Annotated in this window: 18 protein-coding genes and 1 riboswitch; of the genes, 6 read left to right on the forward strand and 12 right to left on the reverse strand. The window is 72.4% G+C overall.

Going from position 1 to position 21,800, the window contains the following annotated elements:
* The coding region (locus AB0K34_RS34730) for an ATP-dependent Clp protease ATP-binding subunit (protein WP_364553137.1) at positions 1-2,256 on the forward strand (2,256 nt) is incomplete at its 5' end.
* A 132-nt stretch (positions 2,257-2,388) separates the two neighbouring features.
* Here the strand turns inward: AB0K34_RS34730 and AB0K34_RS34735 are convergent.
* On the reverse strand, positions 2,389-3,177 hold the full coding sequence (locus tag AB0K34_RS34735) for a metalloregulator ArsR/SmtB family transcription factor (protein WP_138636714.1): 789 nt from the start codon (positions 3,175-3,177) through the stop codon (positions 2,389-2,391).
* Between the two features lie 195 nt (positions 3,178-3,372).
* On the opposite strand from AB0K34_RS34735, the gene AB0K34_RS34740 reads away from it, so the two are divergent.
* The 3 genes from AB0K34_RS34740 to AB0K34_RS34750 all read left to right on the forward strand — a co-directional run bounded on the left by AB0K34_RS34740 (position 3,373) and on the right by AB0K34_RS34750 (position 6,425).
* Entirely contained in the window at positions 3,373-4,116 is a 744-nt protein-coding gene (locus AB0K34_RS34740; protein WP_364553138.1) for a helix-turn-helix domain-containing protein, read from the forward strand.
* A 234-nt stretch (positions 4,117-4,350) separates the two neighbouring features.
* Positions 4,351-5,286 carry a hypothetical protein gene (locus AB0K34_RS34745; protein ID WP_240807604.1) on the forward strand — a complete coding sequence of 312 codons (936 nt, stop codon included), beginning with the start codon at positions 4,351-4,353 and terminating at the stop codon, positions 5,284-5,286.
* 278 nt (positions 5,287-5,564) lie between these two features.
* Positions 5,565-5,709, forward strand: a riboswitch (cyclic di-AMP (ydaO/yuaA leader).
* A gap of 8 nt (positions 5,710-5,717) precedes the next feature.
* Entirely contained in the window at positions 5,718-6,425 is a 708-nt protein-coding gene (locus tag AB0K34_RS34750; RefSeq protein WP_138636711.1) for a C40 family peptidase, read from the forward strand.
* On the opposite strand, the gene AB0K34_RS34755 is transcribed toward AB0K34_RS34750, so the two are convergent.
* The 10 genes from AB0K34_RS34755 to AB0K34_RS34800 all read right to left on the reverse strand — a co-directional run bounded on the left by AB0K34_RS34755 (position 6,412) and on the right by AB0K34_RS34800 (position 18,367).
* Entirely contained in the window at positions 6,412-7,218 is an 807-nt protein-coding gene (locus tag AB0K34_RS34755; RefSeq protein WP_364553140.1) for an SAM-dependent methyltransferase, read from the reverse strand. The genes AB0K34_RS34750 and AB0K34_RS34755 overlap by 14 nt on opposite strands.
* Before the next feature lie 64 nt (positions 7,219-7,282).
* Positions 7,283-8,287 carry an adenosyl-hopene transferase HpnH gene (hpnH, locus tag AB0K34_RS34760; protein WP_301177062.1) on the reverse strand — a complete coding sequence of 335 codons (1,005 nt, stop codon included), beginning with the start codon at positions 8,285-8,287 and terminating at the stop codon, positions 7,283-7,285.
* An 88-nt stretch (positions 8,288-8,375) separates the two neighbouring features.
* Positions 8,376-10,241: a squalene--hopene cyclase gene (gene shc, locus AB0K34_RS34765; RefSeq protein ID WP_138636708.1), complete on the reverse strand. Its 1,866-nt coding sequence runs from the start codon at positions 10,239-10,241 to the stop codon at positions 8,376-8,378.
* Positions 10,242-10,328: 87 nt separating this feature from the next.
* Positions 10,329-11,339: a polyprenyl synthetase family protein gene (locus AB0K34_RS34770; protein ID WP_138636707.1), complete on the reverse strand. Its 1,011-nt coding sequence runs from the start codon at positions 11,337-11,339 to the stop codon at positions 10,329-10,331.
* The gene (hpnE, locus tag AB0K34_RS34775) at positions 11,336-12,709 is read right to left on the reverse strand and encodes a hydroxysqualene dehydroxylase HpnE (protein ID WP_364553141.1); all 1,374 of its coding nucleotides are present in this window, start codon (positions 12,707-12,709) and stop codon (positions 11,336-11,338) included. The genes AB0K34_RS34770 and hpnE overlap by 4 nt, the downstream gene beginning before the upstream one ends.
* Positions 12,706-13,566, reverse strand: coding sequence for a presqualene diphosphate synthase HpnD (gene hpnD / locus AB0K34_RS34780; protein ID WP_364553142.1), 861 nt, complete (start codon positions 13,564-13,566; stop codon positions 12,706-12,708). Before hpnD ends, hpnE begins: the two co-directional genes overlap by 4 nt.
* 4 nt (positions 13,567-13,570) lie before the next feature.
* Complete coding sequence (gene hpnC / locus AB0K34_RS34785; RefSeq protein ID WP_364553144.1) at positions 13,571-14,428, reverse strand: squalene synthase HpnC; 858 nt, start codon at positions 14,426-14,428, stop codon at positions 13,571-13,573.
* A gap of 414 nt (positions 14,429-14,842) precedes the next feature.
* On the reverse strand, positions 14,843-15,802 hold the full coding sequence (locus AB0K34_RS34790) for a helix-turn-helix transcriptional regulator (protein WP_364553145.1): 960 nt from the start codon (positions 15,800-15,802) through the stop codon (positions 14,843-14,845).
* Positions 15,803-15,899: 97 nt separating this feature from the next.
* Positions 15,900-16,712: an SAM-dependent methyltransferase gene (locus AB0K34_RS34795; protein ID WP_138636703.1), complete on the reverse strand. Its 813-nt coding sequence runs from the start codon at positions 16,710-16,712 to the stop codon at positions 15,900-15,902.
* Positions 16,713-17,326: 614 nt separating this feature from the next.
* Positions 17,327-18,367, reverse strand: a complete 1,041-nt coding sequence (locus AB0K34_RS34800; protein ID WP_364553147.1) for a PucR family transcriptional regulator — start codon at positions 18,365-18,367, stop codon at positions 17,327-17,329.
* Between the two features lie 194 nt (positions 18,368-18,561).
* Between AB0K34_RS34800 and AB0K34_RS34805 the strand changes: the two genes are divergently transcribed.
* Positions 18,562-19,257, forward strand: coding sequence for an SDR family oxidoreductase (locus tag AB0K34_RS34805; protein ID WP_364553149.1), 696 nt, complete (start codon positions 18,562-18,564; stop codon positions 19,255-19,257).
* The gene (locus AB0K34_RS34810) at positions 19,257-20,003 is read left to right on the forward strand and encodes an SDR family oxidoreductase (RefSeq protein ID WP_301177056.1); all 747 of its coding nucleotides are present in this window, start codon (positions 19,257-19,259) and stop codon (positions 20,001-20,003) included. The genes AB0K34_RS34805 and AB0K34_RS34810 overlap by 1 nt, the downstream gene beginning before the upstream one ends.
* Positions 20,004-20,041: 38 nt before the next feature.
* Here the strand turns inward: AB0K34_RS34810 and AB0K34_RS34815 are convergent, their stop codons facing one another.
* Positions 20,042-21,745, reverse strand: a complete 1,704-nt coding sequence (locus AB0K34_RS34815) for a bis-aminopropyl spermidine synthase family protein (RefSeq protein ID WP_364553150.1) — start codon at positions 21,743-21,745, stop codon at positions 20,042-20,044.
* Between the last annotated feature and the right edge of the window lie 55 nt (positions 21,746-21,800).

The raw sequence follows: 21,800 nt of genomic DNA on the forward strand, positions 1-21,800 counted from the left end.
CTGCAGCTCGGCCACAACTACATCGGCACCGAGCACATCCTCCTTGGCCTGATCCGTGAGGGCGAGGGCGTGGCCGCCCAGGTGCTGGTGAAGCTGGGCGCGGACCTGAACCGGGTCCGTCAGCAGGTCATCCAGTTGCTGCACGGCTACGAGCAGGGGAAAGAGCCGATGTCGTCGTCCGGGGCCTCGTCAGACTCCGGGCCGTCCACGTCACTGGTCCTCGATCAGTTCGGTCGGAACCTGACGCAGGCTGCGCGTGAGGGGAAGCTTGACCCGGTGATCGGCCGGGACAAGGAGATCGAGCGGGTCATGCAGGTGCTGTCCCGCCGTACCAAGAACAACCCGGTCCTGGTGGGTGAGCCCGGCGTCGGTAAGACCGCCGTGGTCGAGGGGCTGGCGCAGAAGATCGTCAAGGGCGAGGTTCCCGAGACCCTGAAGGACAAGCAGCTCTACACCCTGGATCTGGGTGCGCTGGTGGCCGGGTCGCGGTACCGGGGTGATTTCGAGGAGCGCCTGAAGAAGGTGCTGAAGGAGATCCGTACCCGGGGTGACATCATCCTGTTCATCGACGAGCTCCACACGCTGGTGGGTGCGGGCGCGGCCGAGGGCGCGATCGACGCCGCGTCGATTTTGAAGCCGATGCTGGCGCGGGGTGAGCTGCAGACCATCGGTGCGACGACGCTGGATGAGTACCGCAAGCACCTGGAGAAGGACGCGGCGCTGGAGCGGCGGTTCCAGCCGATCCAGGTGGCCGAGCCGTCGCTGTCGCACACGATCGAGATCCTGAAGGGGCTGCGGGACCGGTACGAGGCGCACCACCGGGTGTCGATCACCGACAGCGCTTTGGTGGCGGCGGCGCAGCTGGCCGACCGGTACATCAGTGACCGGTTCCTGCCCGACAAGGCCATCGACCTGATCGACGAGGCCGGGTCGCGGATGCGGATCCGGCGGATGACGGCGCCGCCGGACCTGCGCGAGTACGACGAGAAGATCGCCGATGTCCGCCGGGACAAGGAGTCGGCGATCGACGCGCAGGACTTCGAGAAGGCCGCGGCGCTGCGCGATAGCGAGAAGCAGTTGCTGGGGCAGAAGGCGCAGCGGGAGAAGGAGTGGAAGGCCGGCGACATGGACGTGGTCGCCGAGGTCACCGACGAGCTGATCGCCGAGGTGCTGGCCACCGCGACCGGGATCCCGGTGTTCAAGCTGACCGAGGAGGAGTCGACCCGGCTGCTGCGCATGGAGGACGAGCTCCACAAGCGCGTCATCGGCCAGGAGGACGCCATAAGGGCGCTGTCGCAGTCGATCCGCCGCACCCGCGCCGGGCTGAAGGACCCCAAGCGTCCCGGCGGCTCGTTCATCTTCGCCGGCCCCTCGGGCGTCGGGAAGACCGAGCTGTCCAAGACCCTGGCGGAGTTCCTGTTCGGAGACGAGGACGCGCTGATCCAGCTCGACATGTCGGAGTTCATGGAGAAGCACACGGTCTCGCGGCTGTTCGGGTCCCCGCCCGGCTACGTCGGGTACGAGGAGGGCGGCCAGCTGACCGAGAAGGTGCGCCGCAAGCCGTTCTCCGTCGTCCTGTTCGATGAGATCGAGAAGGCGCACCAGGACATCTTCAACAGCCTGCTGCAGATCCTGGAGGACGGTCGTCTCACCGACGCGCAGGGGCGTGTGGTGGACTTCAAGAACACCGTGATCATCATGACCACGAACCTGGGGTCCAAGGACATCTCCAAGGGCGTGTCGATGGGGTTCGCGCGTCAGAACGACGAGCAGGGCTCGTACGAGCGGATGAAGGCCAAGGTGTCGGAGGAGCTCAAGCAGCACTTCCGGCCCGAGTTCCTCAACCGTGTCGACGACACCGTGGTGTTCCACCAGCTCACCCCGAAGGAGATCATCCAGATCGTGGATCTGATGATCGCCAAGGTCGACGAGCGGCTCCGCGACCGCGACATGGGCATCGAGCTGCGGCAGGAGGCCAAGGACCTGCTCGCGATCCGCGGCTATGACCCGGTGCTGGGGGCGCGGCCGCTGCGGCGCACGATCCAGCGGGAGATCGAGGACACGCTGTCGGAGAAGATCCTCTACAGCGAGCTCAAGCCCGGCCAGATCGTGATCGTGGGCACCGAGGGCTTCGACCCCGACAACCCCGACACGGCCGAGAACGCCAAGTTCACCTTCAAGGGCGTGCCCAAGCCCACCGGCGTCCCCGACAGCCCGCCCCCCATCGAGGACGCCGTCAACTTCAACAAGGACTGACGACACGCGGCGAGCGCACGCGAGGGCCCGCGACCGGAAACGAACCGGTCGCGGGCCCTTCCGCATGCGGCCCCGGGCCCTGCGCCGGGCGGGTCAGGCGGGCCGGTCAGGCGGGCCGGTCAGGCGGGCGGGTCAGGCGGGCAGGGGCTCGCCGGTCTCCAGCAGCGACTTCAGGCCGGACGCGATCGCGGGCCAGCCCTGGCTGATCATGCCGCGCATGACGCTGCCGGGGTCGAAGCCGTCGTGCACGACGGTGAGCTTCACCATCTCGCCGAGCGGCTCGATCTCGAAGGTCACCTTGGAGCGGGACTCGGCCTGCAGCTTGACCAGCACGTCCTCGCCCACCCCGGCGCCCTCCGCCCATTCCGGGGTGAAGCTGTGCCAGGTGTAGGACAGCCGGCGGCCGGGCTCGCACTCCAGCACGACCTGCTCGGGGTCGCTGGTGCGGCGGCCGCTCTCCTGCCAGGTCATCTCCGAGCCCGGCTTCCAGTCGGTCTCGAAGCCGACGCCCCAGTAGCGGCTCGTGAAGGCCGGGTCGGTCAGGGCCTCCCAGAGCCGCTCGGGCGTGGACTTGATGTAGGTCGTGTACACGAAGGCGTCGCTGCCGTCCATCGGCCCCTGCTCCAGTGCTGTCTTGAGATCGGTGAGCGCGTTGACGCGCTCCTGGTCGTAACGCCTGATCCAGCGCTCGGCGATCGCGTTGATCGGTGCGGCGTTGAGGTAGTGCAGCTTCTCCCGGCCGCGCCGCGCCGCCACCACCAGATGGGCGTCCTCCAGCACGGACAGGTGCTTGCTGATCGACTGCCGGCTCGTGCCGAGGCCCGCGCACAGCTCGCGCAGGCTCTGCCCGTTGCGCTCGTTCAGCCGGTCCAGCAGCTTGCGCCGGGTGGGATCGGCCAGCGCCCGGAAGACCTCGTCCATCCTCGCCGTCTCCCCGCTCCCGCTCGACCACCGCCATGATAGGCAACCGCAGGACTGCACTTCAACGCCGACGCGGGGGCCCGGCCGCGCCCCTGCGGGACACCGCCCGGCGCCGCCCGGCCGCCGGAAACCCGGCCACATGCGGTACTTGCGGAACCGCCCGTCCGATTTGAGCATGAACGGACGGAGGAGTGCATGGATGACCGAACCGAGCAGGCAGTCAGGCGCGTCATCGACGCGATGCGGCAGAACCTCGGCGAAAGGATCACCATCGACGACATGGCGCGCATCGCCATGTTCAGCAAGTTCCATTTCTGTCGCGTTTTCCGAGAATCCACCGGCATGTCACCGGTGAGATTCTTCTACGCGCTCCGATTGGCGGAGGCCAAGCAGCTTCTGGTCGGCACATCGCTGTCCATCGCCGACATCGGAACCCGTGTCGGATACGCCAGCACCGGCACTTTCAGCTCCCGTTTCAAGTCGACCGTCGGCGTCCCGCCGAGCGTCTACCGCGCGACGGGAGGCGACGCCGTCCGGGCGGCCGACGCGCTGCGCCGCCGGGCCCGGACCGGGCACACCACCATCCGCGGCGCGGTCTCCTGCCGGGACGCCTGGCACGGCGGCCCCGTCTTCGTCGGCCTGTTCCGCGAGGCCGTCCCCACCGGCCTCCCGGCCCGCTGCTCGATCCTGCCCGCGCCGGGCGCCTTCGCGCTGACGCACGTCATGCCTGGTAGATGGCATGTCCTCGCCTACTCGCCCGCCCCGGGACCGGACGGGGCCGCCGAGGACGCGCTGGTCGGCGCCGCCGGCCCGCTCATGATCAGGCACGGCACCGCCGTGCGGACGGCCGAGGTCCGGCTGCGCCCGCTCAGCCCCTACGACCCGCCCGTCCTGCTCGCGCTCACCGCCCCCGACGCGGCCCGCGAACTGACGTCCTGACGTCCCGGCGCCCGGCGCCCCGTCCCCGCGATCGAGCAAGTGCGAAGAAGCACCGCCCAGAACGAGCCCGCATACTGAGAGCCGGATCACTCCCCTCCACTCGGAAAACCCCCGCGCACGGAAAAGACCCGTGCACCGAGTCCGCGCCGTGAATCGCTCACGCCCCCAGGGAATGACATGCCTCAAGATCAGAGCCACACCCTGCCCACGCCGCGCCCGGAAAAGGCGGCACCCGTGACGACCGGAACCTCCCTTTTCGTCACCGGCCATTTCCCGCGCCGCCGCACACTGATCATTCTGCTCAGCGCGGGCGCCGGATTCCTGCTGACGGTCATCTGGTCGGCGGAGTTCGTCGACCAGACGATCGGGGACAACGTCGCCGGCACGCTCCTCGGCCATGACGCGAAGGGGACGCCGATCGCCGGGATCGCCGCCGGGATCGCCTTCGCCTTCGCGAGCGGGCTCGCCGGCTCGTTCACGGCGTGCAACGTGGCCGCGTTCAGCACGGTCGCGCCGCTGCTCGGCGGCACCGGCGGCCGGTGGGACCGGCTCGCCGGGACGCTCCGGCCGCTCGGCTGGATCGCGCTCGGCATGGTGACGGTGTCGGCCGGCTACGGCGCGATCGTCGGCCTGGCGGGCACCGGCATGCCGCAGTTCTCCACCGCCGAGAGCACCCCCGGTTCGCTGTCCGCGCGCAGCGTCCAGTCCATGGTGGTGTTCGGCGCGATCGGGCTGGCGATGATCTACATGGGGGCCGCCGCGCTCGGCGTCGTCCGCGACCCGTTCGCCCGGGTGGCGCGCCGCTTCCCCAACGCTCCGCTGGTCTTCATGGGCGCGCTGATCGGCGGGTTCCTGATCGGCCGCCCCTACCCGCTGTTCCGGCAGCTCTTCCGCGACGCGGCGGAGAGCCACAACCCGCTGTACGGGGCCGCCGCGTTCGTCCTCCAGTCGGTCGGCAACATCGTGATCATGGCGGTGCTGTTCCTGCTGCTCGCCCATCTCGCGGGCCGCCGGCTGAGCCGCTGGCTGGCCGCCGATCCGCGCCGCGTCGCGGTGCTGACGGCGTCCTCGCTGATCGTGGCCGGGGTCTTCAGCCTCCTCTACTGGGACGTGCGGCTGCTCGCCCGCCGGGAGATCATCCCGTGGTATCCGGTGGCCCCCTGGTCGTGACGCCGGACGGCCGCCGATGCGGGCGCCGCCGGGCGCCCGCATCGCCCGTCCGCAACCGCTTCCGGGCGGTTGAGCTGGGTGTTTGATTTTGCTGGGGTTTGCCTTCGCTTGGTGATCCGAGTAGCTTGGCCCCCGCCAAGGCGCTCACCAGGCGTTCTTGTCCCACCTGGCACCGAGCCGGTGGGGGCGGCGCGCCCCACGCGTCGCCCGGCGGCACCTCCCATGCACGCCGCCCGCGCCCTGAACGGGCCCTACAACAGCAGCGCCGCTCCCTCTCGCAGCGGCACCCGCCGAGTCCGCCACAGCGCGGAGCCGGGGACCCACCCTCGTGCACTGGGGTGAATCGGCCGTTTCACCGGCCGTAGGGCGACTTCCACGTCCGAACCCGTCAGCTAACCCGGTAGGCGGCCCATGGAAGCAAGGAGTCCCCCTTGACAGGCAAGCACAGCACGGGCAATCACAACTCGGGCAACGACAGCACGGGCAAGAAGAGCAGGAAGCCGGGTCTTTTCGGGCTGAGCCCGCGCGCCAACGGCGCGATCCTCGGCCTCGCCGCGATCGGCGTGGCCGCGACGACCCTCCAGGCGACGGCCGGTTCGTCCGAGTCGGGCACGTCCGTCGCGTCCGTCCAGAGCATCCCCCAGCAGCGCTCCGCCGAGGCGGAGCCGCGCACGGACCCGGAGAAGGGCTCCGGGTCGTCCGCCAAGCCGGACGAGACCGACAAGCGCTCGAAGGTCATCGAGCTGGCGAAGACGTGGAACCCCCACAGCAGCCGGCGCGTGCCCTACAGCCAGACCGACTACCACAACGGGTACCGCACCGACTGCTCCGGCTTCGTCGCGATGACCCTCGGGCTCGCGAAGCCCGGGCCGAACACCGTCGGCCTGACGTCCTCGCGCTACACCGAGCGCATCAAGATGTCGGAGCTCAAGAAGGGCGACCTCGTGATGGACGCCGAGGGCACCAACACGACGCGCCACGTCGTCATCTTCGAGAAGTGGGCCGACAAGGCGCACACGTCCTACTGGGCGTACGAGCAGCGCGGCCGGTACGGCACCGACTACCGGACGCGCGACTACGGCCTCGACTCGGGCAGCGAGTACAAGGCGTACCGGCCGAAGAAGCTCAGCGGAGCTTGATGGCGACGCCGGCCATCCCGAGCTGCTCCCCCGGAGCGAGGTGGTCCGGGTCGACCGGGCCGTCGGGACGCCACAGGGCCGTGTAGGTCACACCGGGTTCGACCAGTTCGAAGTCACCGAACTGGGCCTCGATCTCGGCGGGCGTGCGCGCCCAGCCCTCTTCCAGGTTCTCTCGTGTGATGCGGGCCAGCTCCTGTTGCTGGGGCAGGCCCGTGTCCACGAGGGACGTCATGAACAGGTGGCTGCCGGGCGCCAGGACGTCGCGGTAGGCGGCGACGACGCCGTCCACCACGTCCGGCGACAGGTAGTGCAGCATCCCGACCATCATGACGACGGCCGGGCGGGAGAAGTCGATGAAGCCGTCGACGACGGGGTCCGACAGGACGGCCGCCGGGTCGCGGACGTCGCCGACCATCACCCGCGTGGCGTCGTTGTTGGCCAGGATCGCCCGCCCGTGGACGGAGACCAGCGGGTCGATGTCGACGTAGACGACGCGGGCGTCCGGGTTCTCGCGCTGGGCGACCTCGTGGGTGTTCTCGACCGTGGGCAGCCCGCTGCCGAGGTCGAGGAACTGGTCCATGCCGGCTTCCCGCGCCAGGTAGCGGACGCCCCGGACGAGCACCTTGCGGTTCTCGACCGCGGATTCGCGCAGGCCCGGGATCAGCGCGGCCGTCTGGTCGGCCAGCGCGCGGTCGGCGGCGAAGTTGTCCTTGCCGCCGAGGAGCGCGTCGTAGGCGCGCGCGATGGTGGGCTTGTCGAAGTCCAGCTCGGCCGGAGGCCACTCGTCAGCCATGCCGCCATCGTAGATCGTTACGCCCGGAGAGTGGGCCGAAATCCCCACTCTCCGGGCTTTTCGGTCAGGTGTCGCGCATCGCCCTGATCGACTCCTTCAGCGAACCGACCGTGGCCATGACCGCCGTCGGCTCGTACCCGCAGTGGGCCATGCAGTTCGCGCAGCGCGGGTCGCGCCCCCGGCCGTAGGAGTCCCAGTCGGTCTCGTCCAGCAGTTCCTGGTACGTCTGCGCGTAGCCGTCCGACATCAGGTAGCAGGGGCGCTGCCACCCGAACAGCGAGTAGGACGGGATCGCCCAGGCCGTGCACGGGAAGTCGACCTTGCCCTCCAGGAAGTCCAGGAACAGCGGCGAGTGGTTGAGCCGCCAGCGCTTGCGGTTGCCGTCCGCGAACGCCTTGCGGAACAGCTCGCGGGTCTCCTGGACGCCCAGGAAGTGCTCCTGGTCGGGCGCCTTGTCGTAGGCGTACCCCGGCGAGATCATCATCTCGTCGACCTTGAGGTCGTCGTTGAGGTAGTTCATCACCTCGATGACGGTCTGCGGGGTGTCGGTGTTGAAGAACGTCGTGTTCGTCGTGACGCGGAACCCGCGCCGCTTGCACTCCTTGATGGCGGCCACCGCGTCCTCGAACACGCCGTCCTTGCAGACGGACGCGTCGTGGCGCTCCTGCAGACCGTCGATGTGGACGGCCCACGCGAAGTACGGCGACGGCTTGAACTTGTCGAGCTTCCGCGGGATCAGCAGCGCGTTGGTGCACAGGAAGACGAACTTCTTGCGCTTCACGAGCTCGCCGACCAGCTCGTCGATCTGCGGGTGCATGAGCGGCTCGCCGCCCGCGATGGACACCATCGGCGCCCCGCACTCCTCGATGGCGGCGACGGCCTGCTCGACCGGCATCCGCCGCTTCAGCGTGTCGGCGGGATGCTGGATCTTCCCGCAGCCGGCGCAGGCGAGGTTGCAGGCGAACAGCGGCTCCAGCTCCACGATCAGCGGGAACTTCTCCCTGCCGCGCAGCTTGTTGCGGAGGATGTAGCCCCCGATGCGAAGACTCTGGCGAAGCGGCATGCTCATTGTGTCCGGACCTCCTTTGGCAGGGTGAACTCGGTCGTCTCCACCGTGACCGTGTGCTCCTCGACGTCGACCCGCCCGACGAGCCGTGTCATGAGGAGCCGTCCAGGTAGCGGCCGAGAGCGCTGATCGGGAACACCAGCCGGTACAGGTGGTAGTTGATGTAGAAGTCGCCGGGGAACCCGGTGCCGGTGAAGTTGTCCTCGTCCCAGTTGCCGTCCGGCCGCTGGTTCTCCACCAGCCACCGGACGCCCGCGTCCACCGCCGCGGAGCGCTCACCGGCGGCGAGCAGCGCCAGCAGCGCCCACGCCGTCTGCGACGGGGTCGACTCGCCGCGCCCGATCCAGGACGGGTCGTCGTAGGAGCGCAGGTCCTCGCCCCAGCCGCCGTCCTCGTTCTGGTGCTGCTCCAGCCAGGCGACGGCGCGGCGGATCGCGGGCTTCTCCGGGCGGACCCCGGCGGCGATGAGCGCGGGCACCACGCCGCCCGTCCCGTACACGTGGTTGGCGCCCCAGCGCCCGAACCAGGAGCCGTCCTCCTCCTGCGCCTTCAGCAGCCACACCACCGCGCGCTTCACCACGGTCGTCTCGGCGAGGCCCTCCTTGGCGAGCGCCTCGACGACGTGGGCGGTGACGTCGGCGGACGGCGGGTCGATGACGGCGCCGAAGTCGCAGAACGGCAGCTTCGTGCACAGCTCGCGGGTGTTGTCGGCGTCGAACGCGCCGTAGCCGCCGTCCCGCGACGCCATGCCGTTCAGCCACCGGACGGCCCGCTCGATCGGCGCGTCCGCCTCCGGCAGCGACGTCCGGCGCAGCGCGAGGATCGCCTCGGCGGTGTCGTCGGTGTCGGGGTAGACGTCGTTGTCGAACTCGAACGCCCACCCGCCCGGCGGCAGGCCGGGCCGGCGCACCGACCAGTCCCCCGGCCCGCGCACCTCCTCCCCGAGCACCCAGTGCGCCGCGCGCACCAGCGCCGGGTCGTCGGGCGCGGCGCCGGCGTCGCCGAGCGCGTTCATCGCGAGGACGGTGTCCCAGACCGGCGACTGGCACGCCTCCAGCCGGCGGCCCTTCTCGTCCCGGATGGTGAACCGCTCCAGGCCGTCCAGGCCCCGCTTGATGACCGGGTGGTCGAGGTCGTAGCCGAGGACGTTCAGCGCCATCAGCGAGTACACCCAGGGCGGCTGGATCCCGCCCCAGCAGCCGTCGGCCTCCTGCCGGGCGATGATCCAGTCGGCGGCGCGGCGCATCGCGGCGGTGCGCAGCGGCCGCACCGGCCGCTTCTCGTACACGTGCAGGACGCGGTCGAGCGCGTTGAACGCCCGCCCCCAGCCCTTCGCGTCCTTCGGCGGCACCGTCCCGGCGCGCAGTTCCGCGAGGTCGACCGGCAGGTCCCGGACGGGCCGCAGCGACCCGAGGATCGTCAGCGGGACGATCGTCTGCCGCGCCCAGCACGCCCAGTCGTAGACGTTCAGCGGGACCCGGCTCGGCAGGAACATCAGCTCCGGCGGCATGACGGGCAGGTCGTCCCACGACCACTGGCCGAACAGCGCCAGCCAGATCCGGGTGAACACGCGGCTGCCCTCGATGCCGCCCGCGTCCCGCGCGAACTTGGCCGCGCGGCGCATGTGGTCGGCGTCGACCGGGTCGCCGGCGAGCCGCAGCGCGACGTACGCCTCGATCGTGGTGGACAGGTCGGCGGGGCCGCCGTGGAAGTTCGCCCACGTGCCGTCCTCGCGCTGCTGCGCGCGGATCCAGCGCGCCGCGTCCTTCGTCTCCGCCTCGGAGCGGATGCCGAGGAACTGGCGGAGCAGCAGGTCCTCGGCGTCCATGGTGACGTTCGTCTCCAGCTCGGCCTTCCACCAGCCCTCCGGCGACTGCAGGCCGAGCAGGTGGCCGCGGGCCGCGTCGACGGCCGCGGCCGCCGCGCCGGTGAGCCCCGGAGCTTCCGTCGTGGTCATTCGGCGATCTCCTTCTCGCACGGGGTGGCCGTCCGCGCCGGGACGGCCGGGCTCGGTGGCCTGCCGGGTCCAGTGCTCCCGGCGGGCTCAGTGGTCCCGGGAGGTGACGAACAGGGCGATGTCGCGGAACTCGGCGGCGGCGAGCCCGTCCACGCCGGACTCGTCGAGGTGCCGCTGCGCGGCGGCGATGCGCCGGTCGGCCTCGGCGGACGCCCAGTCGCGCCCGCCGGCGGCCTCGACCAGCCGCGCCATCTCGCGCAGGGCGTCCTCGGACGGCTGGTCCGGCTTGCCGTACAGCTCGGCGAGCCGGGCGGACTCCGGCGTCCCCGCGTTCAGCGCGTACACCACCGGCAGCGACTTCTTGCGCGCCCGCAGGTCGGACAGGACGGGCTTGCCGGTCGTCTCCGGGCTGCCCCAGATGCCGAGCAGGTCGTCCACGAGCTGGAACGCGAGGCCCATCTCGGCGCCGAACCCGGTCAGCCCGGTGACGAGCGGCGTCGGCCCCTCGCCGAGCATCGCGCCGATCGAGCAGGCGCAGGCCAGCAGCGCGCCCGTCTTGTCGGCGGCCATCGCGACGACCTCGTCGAGCGTGACGTCGGCGCGCTGCTCGAAGCCGAGGTCGTACGCCTGCCCGGAGATGAGCCGCTGCGTGGCGGCGGTCAGCGCGCGCGCCGCCCAGTGGGCGCCGCGCGTCTGCTGGTCGAGCAGCAGTTCCTCCGACAGCGCGAGGAGCGCGTCGCCGCCGAGGATCGCGGCGGACGGGCCGAACACCGTCCACGCGGCGGGCCGGTGCCGGCGGGTGCGGTCGCCGTCCATGATGTCGTCGTGCAGCAGCGAGAACGCGTGCACGAACTCCACGGCGACCGCGCCCGGCAGCGCCGTCTCCGGGGGCGCCCCGGCGGCCCGCGCGGACAGCAGCGCCAGCGCGGGGCGCAGCGCCTTGCCGCCGGCGGCGGCCGGGCGGCCGTGCTCGTCGGTCCAGCCGAGGTGGTAGGCGACGACGCGGCGGGTCCACGGGTCGAGCCGCTCCGCGGCGGCGCGCATCGCGTCGTCGACGAGCGCGCGCCCGTCGGTGATCGAGGTCGGGACGGTGGTCATGGTCCGCTCACCCCGTCGCTGCGCACCCGGTTCAGGTGCCGCCGGACGAGGCGGGCGGCGGTGAGGCCGCTTCGCACGGCTCCCTCCATCGTGTCGGGCCAGCCCGTGTCCGTCCACGCGCCGGCGAGGAAGAGCCACGGCAGCCGGGTCGCGGACGCGGGACGCAGCGCGCCGGTGCCGGGGCTCTGGCGGAAAGTGGCGTGCCGTTCCCGCGTCACGAAGAAGTCGGTGACGCGGGCCCGGCGGGCGGCCGGGAACAGCCGCTCCAGCTCGGCGAGGTACACCGCGCGCAGCTCGGCGGTGGGGGTGTCGATCCAGCGGTCGGCCGCCGAGACCGACACCGCGAGGTACTCGCCGCCGCCGGTCAGGCCGCTCACCGCGGTGCGGTCGAACACCCACTGCACGGGCGAGCCGACCGCCGCGACGAACGGCTCGTCCCCGCCGTCGGCGCGCAGCACCGGCCGGTCGTAGACGACGTGGACGTTGACGATGGGGCTGGAGCCGAGGCCGTCCCACTCCGCCCGCTCGGGGGACGCCTCCGCCGGGACGAGCGTCGACGCCGCCCGGTGCGGCACCGCCATCACGACGGCGTCCGCGCTCACCGGGGAGCCGTTCACGACCAGCTTCGGCCCGGCGTCGACGGCCGTGACCTTCGCGCCCAGCTCGATCCGGCCGCCGCCCCGCTCGATCTTCGCCGCCGCGACCGTGCCGTGCAGGTCGCCGAGCGGGATCGTCGGCACCCCGATGTCGGCGGCGTCGGACCGGCCGAGAAGCGCGGTCTGGCACACCATCGCGGCGGGGCCGAGGGCGGCCTCGTCCAGCCGGATGTTGAGCGCGGCCGTGACGAACAGGTCCCAGAGCGCGTCGCGGGCCTGGGGCCGCTGGCCGTGGCGGGCGAGCCAGGCGCCCATGGTGGTGCGGTCGTGCGCCGGGTCGTCCGGGTCGAGCCGGTCGAGCGCGAGCGACGCCCGGACGGCGCGGAGCCGGTCGGCGGGCGGCAGCAGTTTGTACCCGGCGAGCGCGGGCACCAGGTGCAGCGGACCCGGCGCCTTGGCGCGGCGCAACCGCCCGCCGGCGCCGCCGGGGGTGAGGACGCGGACGTCGAAGCGGTCCTGGACGCGGACGCGGTCGGCCGCCCCCAGCCTGCCGAGCAGCCCCTGGTACGCCGAGCAGCACTTCAGGAAGATGTGCTGCCCGTTGTCGACCGTCAGCCCGTCGCGCGTGAAGGAGTGCGTGGCGCCGCCCAGCCTGGGCCGCGCCTCATAGACGGTCGTCCGTATACCTGTTTCTTGGAGCGCCAGCGCGGTCGTCACCCCGGCGAGACCGCCGCCGACGATGGCGACCTCCCCCGGCCCCCCGGCCGAGCTCATCGGTGGACTCCCGACATCGCCATCGCCGACACGGCGGCCTTCTCCCACGTCGGCAGCGAGGTGCGGGTGTCGAGCGCGGTCAGCGGAGCTGCCTTGATGCGCCGCAGCAGGTGCCGGTAGATGCCCGCCATCGCCCCGGCACACGCGGAGCTGCGCCGGTCGAGCATTGGCAGCAGCTGCAACCCCGTCGCGTACCACTCCTCCGCCCGGTTCGCCTCGAACCGGATGAGGCCCGCCAGCCGCCCCGGGTCGTCGGTCAACCGGCCCGACCCGTCCCGCTCCAGCGTGCAGCCGAACCGGACGAGGTCCTTGGCGGGCAGGTAGACGCGGCCGCTCAGCCCGTCCTCGCGGACGTCCCGCAGGATGTTCGTCAGCTGCAGCGCGACGCCGAGCGCGTCGGCGCGCGGCACCGCGGTGTCCGGGTCGGACGTGCCGAACACGCCGAGCGACAGCCGGCCGACGGCCCCCGCGACGCACCGGCAGTACCAGAGCAGGTCGTCGAAGGTGTCATAGGTCGCGCCGCGGACGTCGGCCTCGCAGCCGTCGATCAGCTCCCCGAACGCCTCCAGCGGGATCGGGTACCGGCGCGCGGCGTCCGACAGCGCGACCAGCACCGGGTCGGACGGGTGCGCGGCGGCGTCGGCGAGGCGCTCGCGCTCCGCGGCGAGCCGTGCCAGCCGGGTCGCGGGCGGCGCGTCGTGGTCGTCGCCGATGTCGTCGATGCGGCGGGCGAACGCGTACACGGCGCTCAGCGCGCGGCGCTTCGGCGGGGGAAGCAGCCGGATCCCGTACGAGAAGTTGCGCGCCTGCGTGCGCACGATGTTCTCGCAGTGCCGATAGGCGCTCGGTGCGTCCATCTGCCTATCTCCTTCCCAGTGTCCGCGACCACTCGGCCAGCAGTCGCGCCTTCCTCGGCGGTGAGGCGCTCCCCAGCACGTCGTAGGCGCCGCGCTCCAGCGCGGCGAGGGCGGCGAGACCGCCCGCGACGTATCCGGCGACGGCGACGCGCGCGAACCCGCGGAGCCGGCCGGTGAGGGCGGCGCCCTCGTCCAGCAGGCCCGCCGCGCGCTTGGCCTGGAGTGCGACCACGCCGCGCAGCCGGGTGGGCGTGACCGCGGCGGTCAGGTCGTCCTCGGTGCAGCCGAACCGCCGGAGGTCGTCCTCCGGCAGGTAGATCCGGCCGTTGCGGTGGTCCTCGCCGACGTCCTGGCAGTGCTCGATGATCTGCAGCGCGGTGCAGACCTTGTCCGACAGCCGGACCCGGTCCGGGGTGGCGGCGCCGAACACGTGCAGGACGATGCGCCCGACCGGGTCGGCGGAGTAGGCGCAGTAGCCGAGCAGGTCGTCGAACGTCGCGTACCGGGCGACCTCCTGGTCGCGGCGGTTGGCCTCCAGGAGGCGGCGGAACGGCTCCGCCGGGATGCGGCACGCGGTGATGGTGCGGGACAGGTCGCGCAGGACGGGCAGTTCCGCCCGCTCGCCCGCGTAGACGCGGTCGAGGTCGTCCTCGACGAGGTCGAGCAGCCCGGCGCGCTCGCCCGGCGGCGCCTCGTCCCCGATGTCGTCGACCAGCCGGGCGTAGCCGTACACGTTCAGCAGATGCTCGCGGTGGCGCGCGGGGAGCAGGCGGGTGGCGACCGGGAAGTTCTCCCGGGATTGGAGTTCGAGGCGGGTGCGGCGTTCCTCGGTCTCGTTCCACAAACGCTCGCTGACGGACATGGCGTTCCTTCGGGGCGGCGGCGGCGCGGGGCGTTCATCGATGCCCGATATCCGGGCGATGGCCCGGTAAACATGGACCATCGTGAGGCCCCTGTGACGTACGTCCCCGAACCGCCCCGGGCGACCCGCGAATATGCGGGATTCGTGAAGTGGGGCCGGAAGTGGTCACCCGGGAATATATGCGCGCCCGGCCCGGAGATCACCCCTGGTCAGCACTTTTTCCCATTCCGTTATGTTGGACTTGAGTTGAGTCATGCGTCTATCCCGGAGGCTCAACTCGGGATGTTCATGTTCGCGTAACTTCATGACAGCGCGAGCCCATGGCGGCCTAGTTCAATGCGCGCGACCGCGCGCGGACCGGCGCCGCGGACCCGGCCGGTCCGGTGAGCGCCGCGGCCGAATCGGTGCGCGGTGTCAGAAGGTGGCGAGCAGGTCGGCGAGCATCCACGGCGTCCGCTCGGGCGGCGCCGCCTCGGTCACCAGCGTGTTGAAGTCGTGCCAGTGCCGCTCGATCTCCGCGCGCCGCGTCGGGTACAGGGCGCGGTCGGCGCGTTCGAGGTAGACCATGTCCTGGAGGCCCTGCTGCGGGAACCGGACCAGGGTGAGCGGCCCGTCGCCCTTGATCCGGCCGCTGATGCCGACCGGCGCGATCTGCACGGTGACGTTCGGCCGCCGGCACAGCTCGATGATGTGCCGGATCTGGCCGCGCATGATCTCCGGGCCGCCGATCGGGCGCCACAGCGCCTGCTCGTCCAGGACGATCCACAGGTTCAGCGGGCGCGGGCGGCGGCGCAGCACGCGCTGCCGCCGCATCCGGAACTCCACCCGCCGCTCGACCTCGTCCGCGGGGGCGCCCCGGCCGATCACCGCGCGGGCGTACGCCTCGGTCTGCAGCAGGCCGGGCACGTACTGGGCCTCGAAGGTGCGGACCAGCTTCGCGGCCTGCTCGGCGCTCAGGTACGGCCGCACCCAGGACGGGAGGATGTCGGCGTCGTCCTGCCACCAGGCGCGCGCCGTCGTCTGCTCGGCGAGGGCGAGCAGGGTCGTGCGCTCGTCCTCCTCGGCGCCGTAGCCGGCCAGCAGCCGGGCGACCTCGCGCGACCGGCTGCCCGTCCTGCCCGTCTCCAGGCGGCCGATCTTCGATTCGGACGCGTTCAGCAGCCGGCCCGCGTCCCGCCGCGAGAGCCCGGACCGGTCGCGCAGTTCGCGCAGCCGCCTGCCGAGCAGCATCCGGGGGACGAGCGGGTCCCCCCAGGGGCGGGCCGCCCGCGTTCGCGCCGACTGCCTGCCGCCGGTGCTCGTGGCGGCGGTGCCCGTGCTGCCGGTGCTCGTGCTGCCGGTGCTCGTGGCGCCGGTGCTCGTGACGGAGGCCAAGGGGACTCCCATCGGGGGGATCGGCTTTGACGGCCGCCCTCACTATAGCTTCACGCAGTGCGGCGGGAAGGAGACGGTGTGCGACCTCCCCTCGGCGTCAGGGTTTCCGCGCCACCGCGCACAGGGTCGGAAGATCTTCGGTTTCCAGCCCCGGCACCTCGGGCCGCCACGCGCCGCTCGTCACGAGCCCCGGCTCCTCGATCTCCAGCCCGTCGAAGTAGGCGCGGATGAAGTCCGGGCTGCGCAGCCGGAACGGGATGGCGCCGGTCTCGTCGTAGGCGCGCTGCGCGGCGTTGAACGCCGCGTTCTGGTCGGTGGAGTCGTGCAGGATGAGGTAGCTGCCGGACGCCAGCGGCTCCACCAGCCCGCGGACCACGCCGTACGCCTCCTCGGGGTCGACGATGTGCCCCATCACCCCGATCAGCAGCAGCCCGACCGGCCGCGACAGGTCGAGGATCTCCGCCGCCTTGGCCATGATCGTCTTCGGGTCGTGCAGGTCGCAGTCGATGTAGGACGTGCGGCCCTCGGCCGTGCCGGTCAGCAGGGCGCGGGCGTGCGCGAGGACGAGCGGGTCGTTGTCGACGTAGACGACCCGCGCGTCCGGGGCGGCGCGCTGGGCCATCTCGTGGGTGTTGTCGACGGTCGGGAGCCCGGTGCCGCAGTCCATGAACTGGCGGATGCCGCGTTCGCGGGCGAGGAACCCGATCGCGCGGTCCATGAAGTAGCGGCCGGCGCGGGCGATCGGCACGATTCCCGGATAGAGCTCGACGTACTGGTCGCCGGCGATCCGGTCGATCTCGTAGTTGTCGGTGCCGCCGAGCCAGTAGTTCCAGATCCGGGCGGACTGCGGGACATCGGTGTTGATCTTCGTCTCCGGCCCCTGGTCCGGGCCGCTGGTCGCATCCGTCATCGTCAGACGCTCCTTCGGGGGCGACGGCTCCATGCGCTGCGAACGCCTCCCGCAAACCTAGACCCGTCCGTCCCGGAGCGGCCAGAAACGCGAAATTAGGTCCTGTCCGCATTCGCGTTCGGGACATTACCGACGGCCTCGCGCCGAGCAGAACCGGGAGGTCGCGGTACCGAAACCTACGGACGGGGCTGAAGTGAGCCAAGGGAAATCTTCTGCCGCAATCCCCGCGCCTCCGCCGCCGCGCCGATCATCGGCGTGGCGGCCGCCTCCCCTGTCCGCACCGAACGGCGTTCACACCCGCCGGCGCACCCAATTCGGCGGGATATGTACCTTTTATTGCCTTTCGATCCCCCCGCGAAGATCTACGGCCCGCCCTCACCCTCGCCCGTCCTATGAAGGAGGCAGCGAGAAACGCGGCCGCCGAGACCCGGATCCAGCCTGCATCCGCGACGGAGGTCTCATTCAAGTGCCCTCTTGCCCGCCGCCCGGAAAAGCGCGCAACACCCACGAAATCCGCCACCTCGGATCAGCCCCCAGAATGGCCTCGCAAAAACCGATGGCACGCCAGAAAACCGTCCCCGGAAACACCCGTCCCGCTCCCGCACGCGTACGTGTCAGCGGGTGGCCCAGACCGCTATCGCCAGGGCCACGCGGTCCTCGAACTGGAGGGGGTCGCGGCCGGTGAGGGACTCGATGCGGGCCAGCCGGTGGCGGAGCGTGTTCGGGTGCAGGAACAGGGCGCGGGACGTGGCGCCGACCGCGCCGCCCATGTCGAGGAAGGTGCGGAGCGTCTCGATCAGCCGGGTGCCGTGCGCGGTGTCGTACTCCCTCAGCGGGCGGGCGATCTGCTCGACGAACGGGGTCAGCTGGTCGTGTTCGAGCCGGCCGAGCAGCGCCCGGAAGGTGGCGAGGTCGGAGGCCTGCACCACGCCGCCGCTCCGCCGCGCCGCGTCCAGCGCGGCGAGGCTCTCGGCGAGCGACACCGGCAGGTGGTCGAGCGGCCCGGGGCTGCCGATGCCGGCGGGCTCGGACCAGGCGTGCGCGTCGTTGGTGATGAGCAGCGCCGTGCCGTCGTCCAGGCCGAGGACGCCGGGCAGCTCCTCGTCGCCGCCGTCCATCGCGATCACCAGCAGCGCGGCCGGGTCGAGGCCCGCGTCGTCGATCCGCTCGCGCAGCACCTCGGCGGACGCGTGGCCCTGCCGGATCATGCGCAGCAGCCGGCCCGTCTCCTCCCGCTCGTACCGCTCGTCGCGGGTGGAGGCGTCCCGCTCGGCGAACCACTCGGTGAAGCTGACGAACGGCACCTCGGCGGGCACCTCGACCAGCGGCAGGCCGAGCCGGGCGCAGGCGTCCCGCAGCGCCGCCGGGACCTCGTCGGTCACGTCGCCGACGCCGTAGCCGATCACGCTCGCCCGGCCCGCCTTGACGGACTCGGCGAACGCGGCGCAGGCGCCCGGGTCCCGCAGCGACGCGCCGGCCGTCAGGACGATCTCGCCGCCGCGCAGGTAGGGCCCGGGGTCGAGCAGCTCGGTGGAGTGCGCCCAGCGGACCGGCCGGTCGAGGCCGCCCTCCCCGGCGACCAGGCGCAGCCGGAACCTCGGCACTTCCAGGAGCTGCCGGACGGTGCCGTACGGCACTGCGGAATCGCTGGTCACAGCCCCCACCCTCTCACCCGGGCGCGGGACCGCCGAGGCCCGTGACCGTGATTTGGGGAAGACCGTGCGTTGGAGAAGGGCACGACGGTCCGGGCGTGGCGTCGTGCGTTCGGCCAAGAGAACTCCGGCACCCTTGCCACTCACGGCCATGTCGGGTTTGCCTGGAAACTTCGGAGTGATTCGAGGTGATCTTGATGCGCGAGCGCGTCGCACTCGTCGCCGGCGCGGCCGGCGGGATCGGCTCCGCGATGGTGCGCGAGCTGGCCGGCCGCGGCTGGCGGACGGCGGGCCTGGACCTCGTCCCGGCGGCGGACCCCGACCACAGCGTGGGCGTCGACGTGGCCGTCCCGGAGCAGGTGCACGCCGCCGTCCGGCGGATCGAGCGCGAGATGGGCCCGATCGAGGCCGCGGTCTGCGCGGCCGGGCACTACACGATCGTCCCGGTGTCCGACATCGCCTGGCCGGACTGGCAGCGGATGCTGCGGGTCCATCTGGGCGGCCTCGTGAACGTGTGCCGGGCCGTGACACCGGGGATGGTGGAGCGAGGACGCGGCGCCGTGGTCGCGGTCTCGTCCGCGCTGGCCATCGGCGGCGGGGACGGCGAGGCCCACTACATCGCGGCCAAGGGCACGATGATCGGGCTCGTCCGGTCGCTGGCGGCGGAGCTGGCGCCGTCCGGGGTGCGGGTGAACGCGCTCGCGCCCGGCCCGACCGACACGCCGCTGCTGCGGCCCGACTCGCCCTGGCGGCGGCCCGCGTTCCTGCAGACGCTGCCCACCGGGCGGCTCACGACGGCGGAGGAGGTCGCGTTCGCCGGCGCGTACCTGGTCGAGGAGGGGACGTTCTGCGCCGGGGAGGTCCTCTCCCCCAACTCGGGGGCGGTGATCTGATGGCGGTCGCACTGGTGACGGGGGCGGCCGGCGGGCTCGGCTCGGCGGTCGCGCGGCGGCTCGCGGCGGGCGGCCACCGCGTCGCGCTCAACGACCGCCCGGACCGGGACGTGGCGGCGCTCGCCGCCGAACTGGACGGCGTCGCCGTGCCCGCCGACGTCGCCGACCCGGACGCGGTCGCCGCGATGGTCGGGGAGGTCGAGCGGCAGACCGGCACCGACATCGGCATCCTCGTCACCGCCGCCGCGCACGTCACCGCGGGCCCGCTCGCCGAGCACGACCCGGACGACTGGTGGCAGGTCATCGACGTCGACCTCGGCGGGACGTTCGCGTGCGCGCAGGCCGTCATGCCGGGGATGGTGGAGCGCGGCGGCGGCCGGATGGTGCTGGTCGCGGCCGAGAGCGGCCTGATCGGCCGGCCCGAGGCGACCGCCTGCTCCGCCGCGAAGGCCGGGATCATCGCGCTCACCAAGGCGCTCGGCCGGGAACTGGCGCCGCTCGGCATCGCGGTGAACGCGGTCGCGCCGAGCGTGATCGACACGCCGTGGCTGGTGGACATCGCGGAGCGGAGCGCGGTGGCGGACGAGGACTTCCGCGCCCGCGAGGAGGCGCGCGTGCCGCTGGGCCGCATCGCGACGCCCGACGAGATCGCGGCGGCGGTCGCCTTCCTCGCCGACGAGCGGCTGCCCATGCTCGTCGGCCAGGTCCTCCTCACCAACGGCGGAACGGTCAGAACCCGCGCCTGACGCGCCGCAGGAGCCGGCCCGTCCCAGCCAGGACGGGGTCAGGCGGGCAGGGCCGCGATTGAGCGCTCGACGTCCTGTTCGAGGGTGGCGAAGAGGTGCAGCGGCAGGTCCATGAGCGACCGGTCCAGCAGTTCCGGGCGGCTCGCGGACGCTTCGATCGCGGCGCGGGCCTCGCCCTTGGTGAGCGTCCCGCCGGTGGACTTCCGGAGTGCGATGAGCCCTTCGCGCCAGGCGTTGCCGAGCTTTCCGTGCGCCCGCGCGTACAGGAAGCCGAGGACGTGCGCCGCGCCGGACCGCTCGTCCGGCCGGGTCCTCTCCGCGAGGACGAGGGCCTGCCCGGGGCCTGGGGTGCCGCGCAGCCACCGGACGATCCGGTACTTGGGCCCGATGAGGCGGGCGAACGCGCGCTGCCCCGCCGCGTCCTTGAGGAAGGGCAGGTCGTCGCGGCAGACGAGCCCGGCCTTCAGCGCGTTGGCGGCCAGCAGCGCCCGCACCGCCGACGCGCCGAACCCCGGATACAGGTTGACCAGGACGGTGCCGTGGTCTTGCAGGTTCCTGGGCAGCGGCGCGCCGAGGAGTGCGGGCAGCGCGACCCGCCGGCCGGGGGCGTCCTTCGGCCAGTCGGCACCGGCGAGGAGGATCTTCTCTCCGGGGTCCGCGCCGAGTTCGAGGACGCGGGCGGCCGACTCGCCGTCCAGGCCGCCGCCCGCCTCGACCGACTGGGCCCCGTGGGTGTACATGGCGGTGCGGGGGTCGTCGGCGATGGTCCTGGCGGCGGCCTCGGTCCGCCGGGTGGGGCGCAGGACGTACAGCGCGGCGGCGCTGCCGACCGCCTGGGCGCCGACGTACCGGTTGAAGTTCGGCAGCATCGCCTCGTAGGCGAGGTGGAGCGGGTTCAGCGCCTTCTGGACGGCGAGCCCCAGCGCCGGCTGCCGCTCCCCGTACCCGTAGGCCAGCAGCACCCGGCCGTTGCGGTGGTCGCGGAGGCCCTGCAGCCCGCGCGCCACGAACAGCTGGACGCCGTCCGGCGTGTACGGCGGGTCGGTGAACACCAGGTCGGCGGACTCGCGCAGCACGGCGGGCAGCCCGAGCCGCAGGTCGGCGAAGTGGCAGCGGACGTCCCAGCCGCGCCGCGCCGCCTCCGTGTCGACGAACTCCAGCAGCCGCTCGTCGACGTCCACGACGCTCGCCCGCAGGCCCGGCGCCCCGCCCGCCAGGAAGAGGCCGAGCGAGGTCAGGTCGTGGTCGCCGACGAAGAGGACGTGCGCGCCGGTCGGGTCGAAGCCGTCCAGCATGAACCGGGCGCGCTTGACCACGGTCTCGGCGGTGGCGGGGACGTGGTCGAGCGCCTGCACGGGCGGCGGCGCCGCGCCGATCAGCGCCTCCGCCGCGGCGACGGCCGCCGGGTCGCGGCGCGCGGACTCCGCCCACGGGTCGCGGGCGCCGAACGGCTCCCGCTCGTCGAACACGCCGCGGTACTTCTCGGCGTTCGGCTTCGCGATGCGCCGCCCGTCGCCGGACGTTTCGAGGTCGGGTTCCAGGGCCCGGAAGACCGCTTCGACCGTCCGCCGGGACGTCCCGGTGCTCGCGACGACCTCCTCGACGGTGCGGAAGTCGCCGGCCGCCAGCAGCCGGCCGACCTGGTCGATGCGCCGGGCGTCGATGCCGAACTCGGCCCGCAGCGCGCGGACGGCCTCCAGCGGGTCGTCCCGCAAGGGGTCTTGCTGCTCGGCATTCGTCATGGGTCGGACCTGCTCCGCTCGGCGGGGACGCTCGGTCCACGATCCTATGAGCCGC

This window comes from Actinomadura sp. NPDC049382 (genome assembly GCF_040677125.1).
In the GTDB taxonomy this organism is placed as follows: domain Bacteria; phylum Actinomycetota; class Actinomycetes; order Streptosporangiales; family Streptosporangiaceae; genus Spirillospora; species Spirillospora geliboluensis.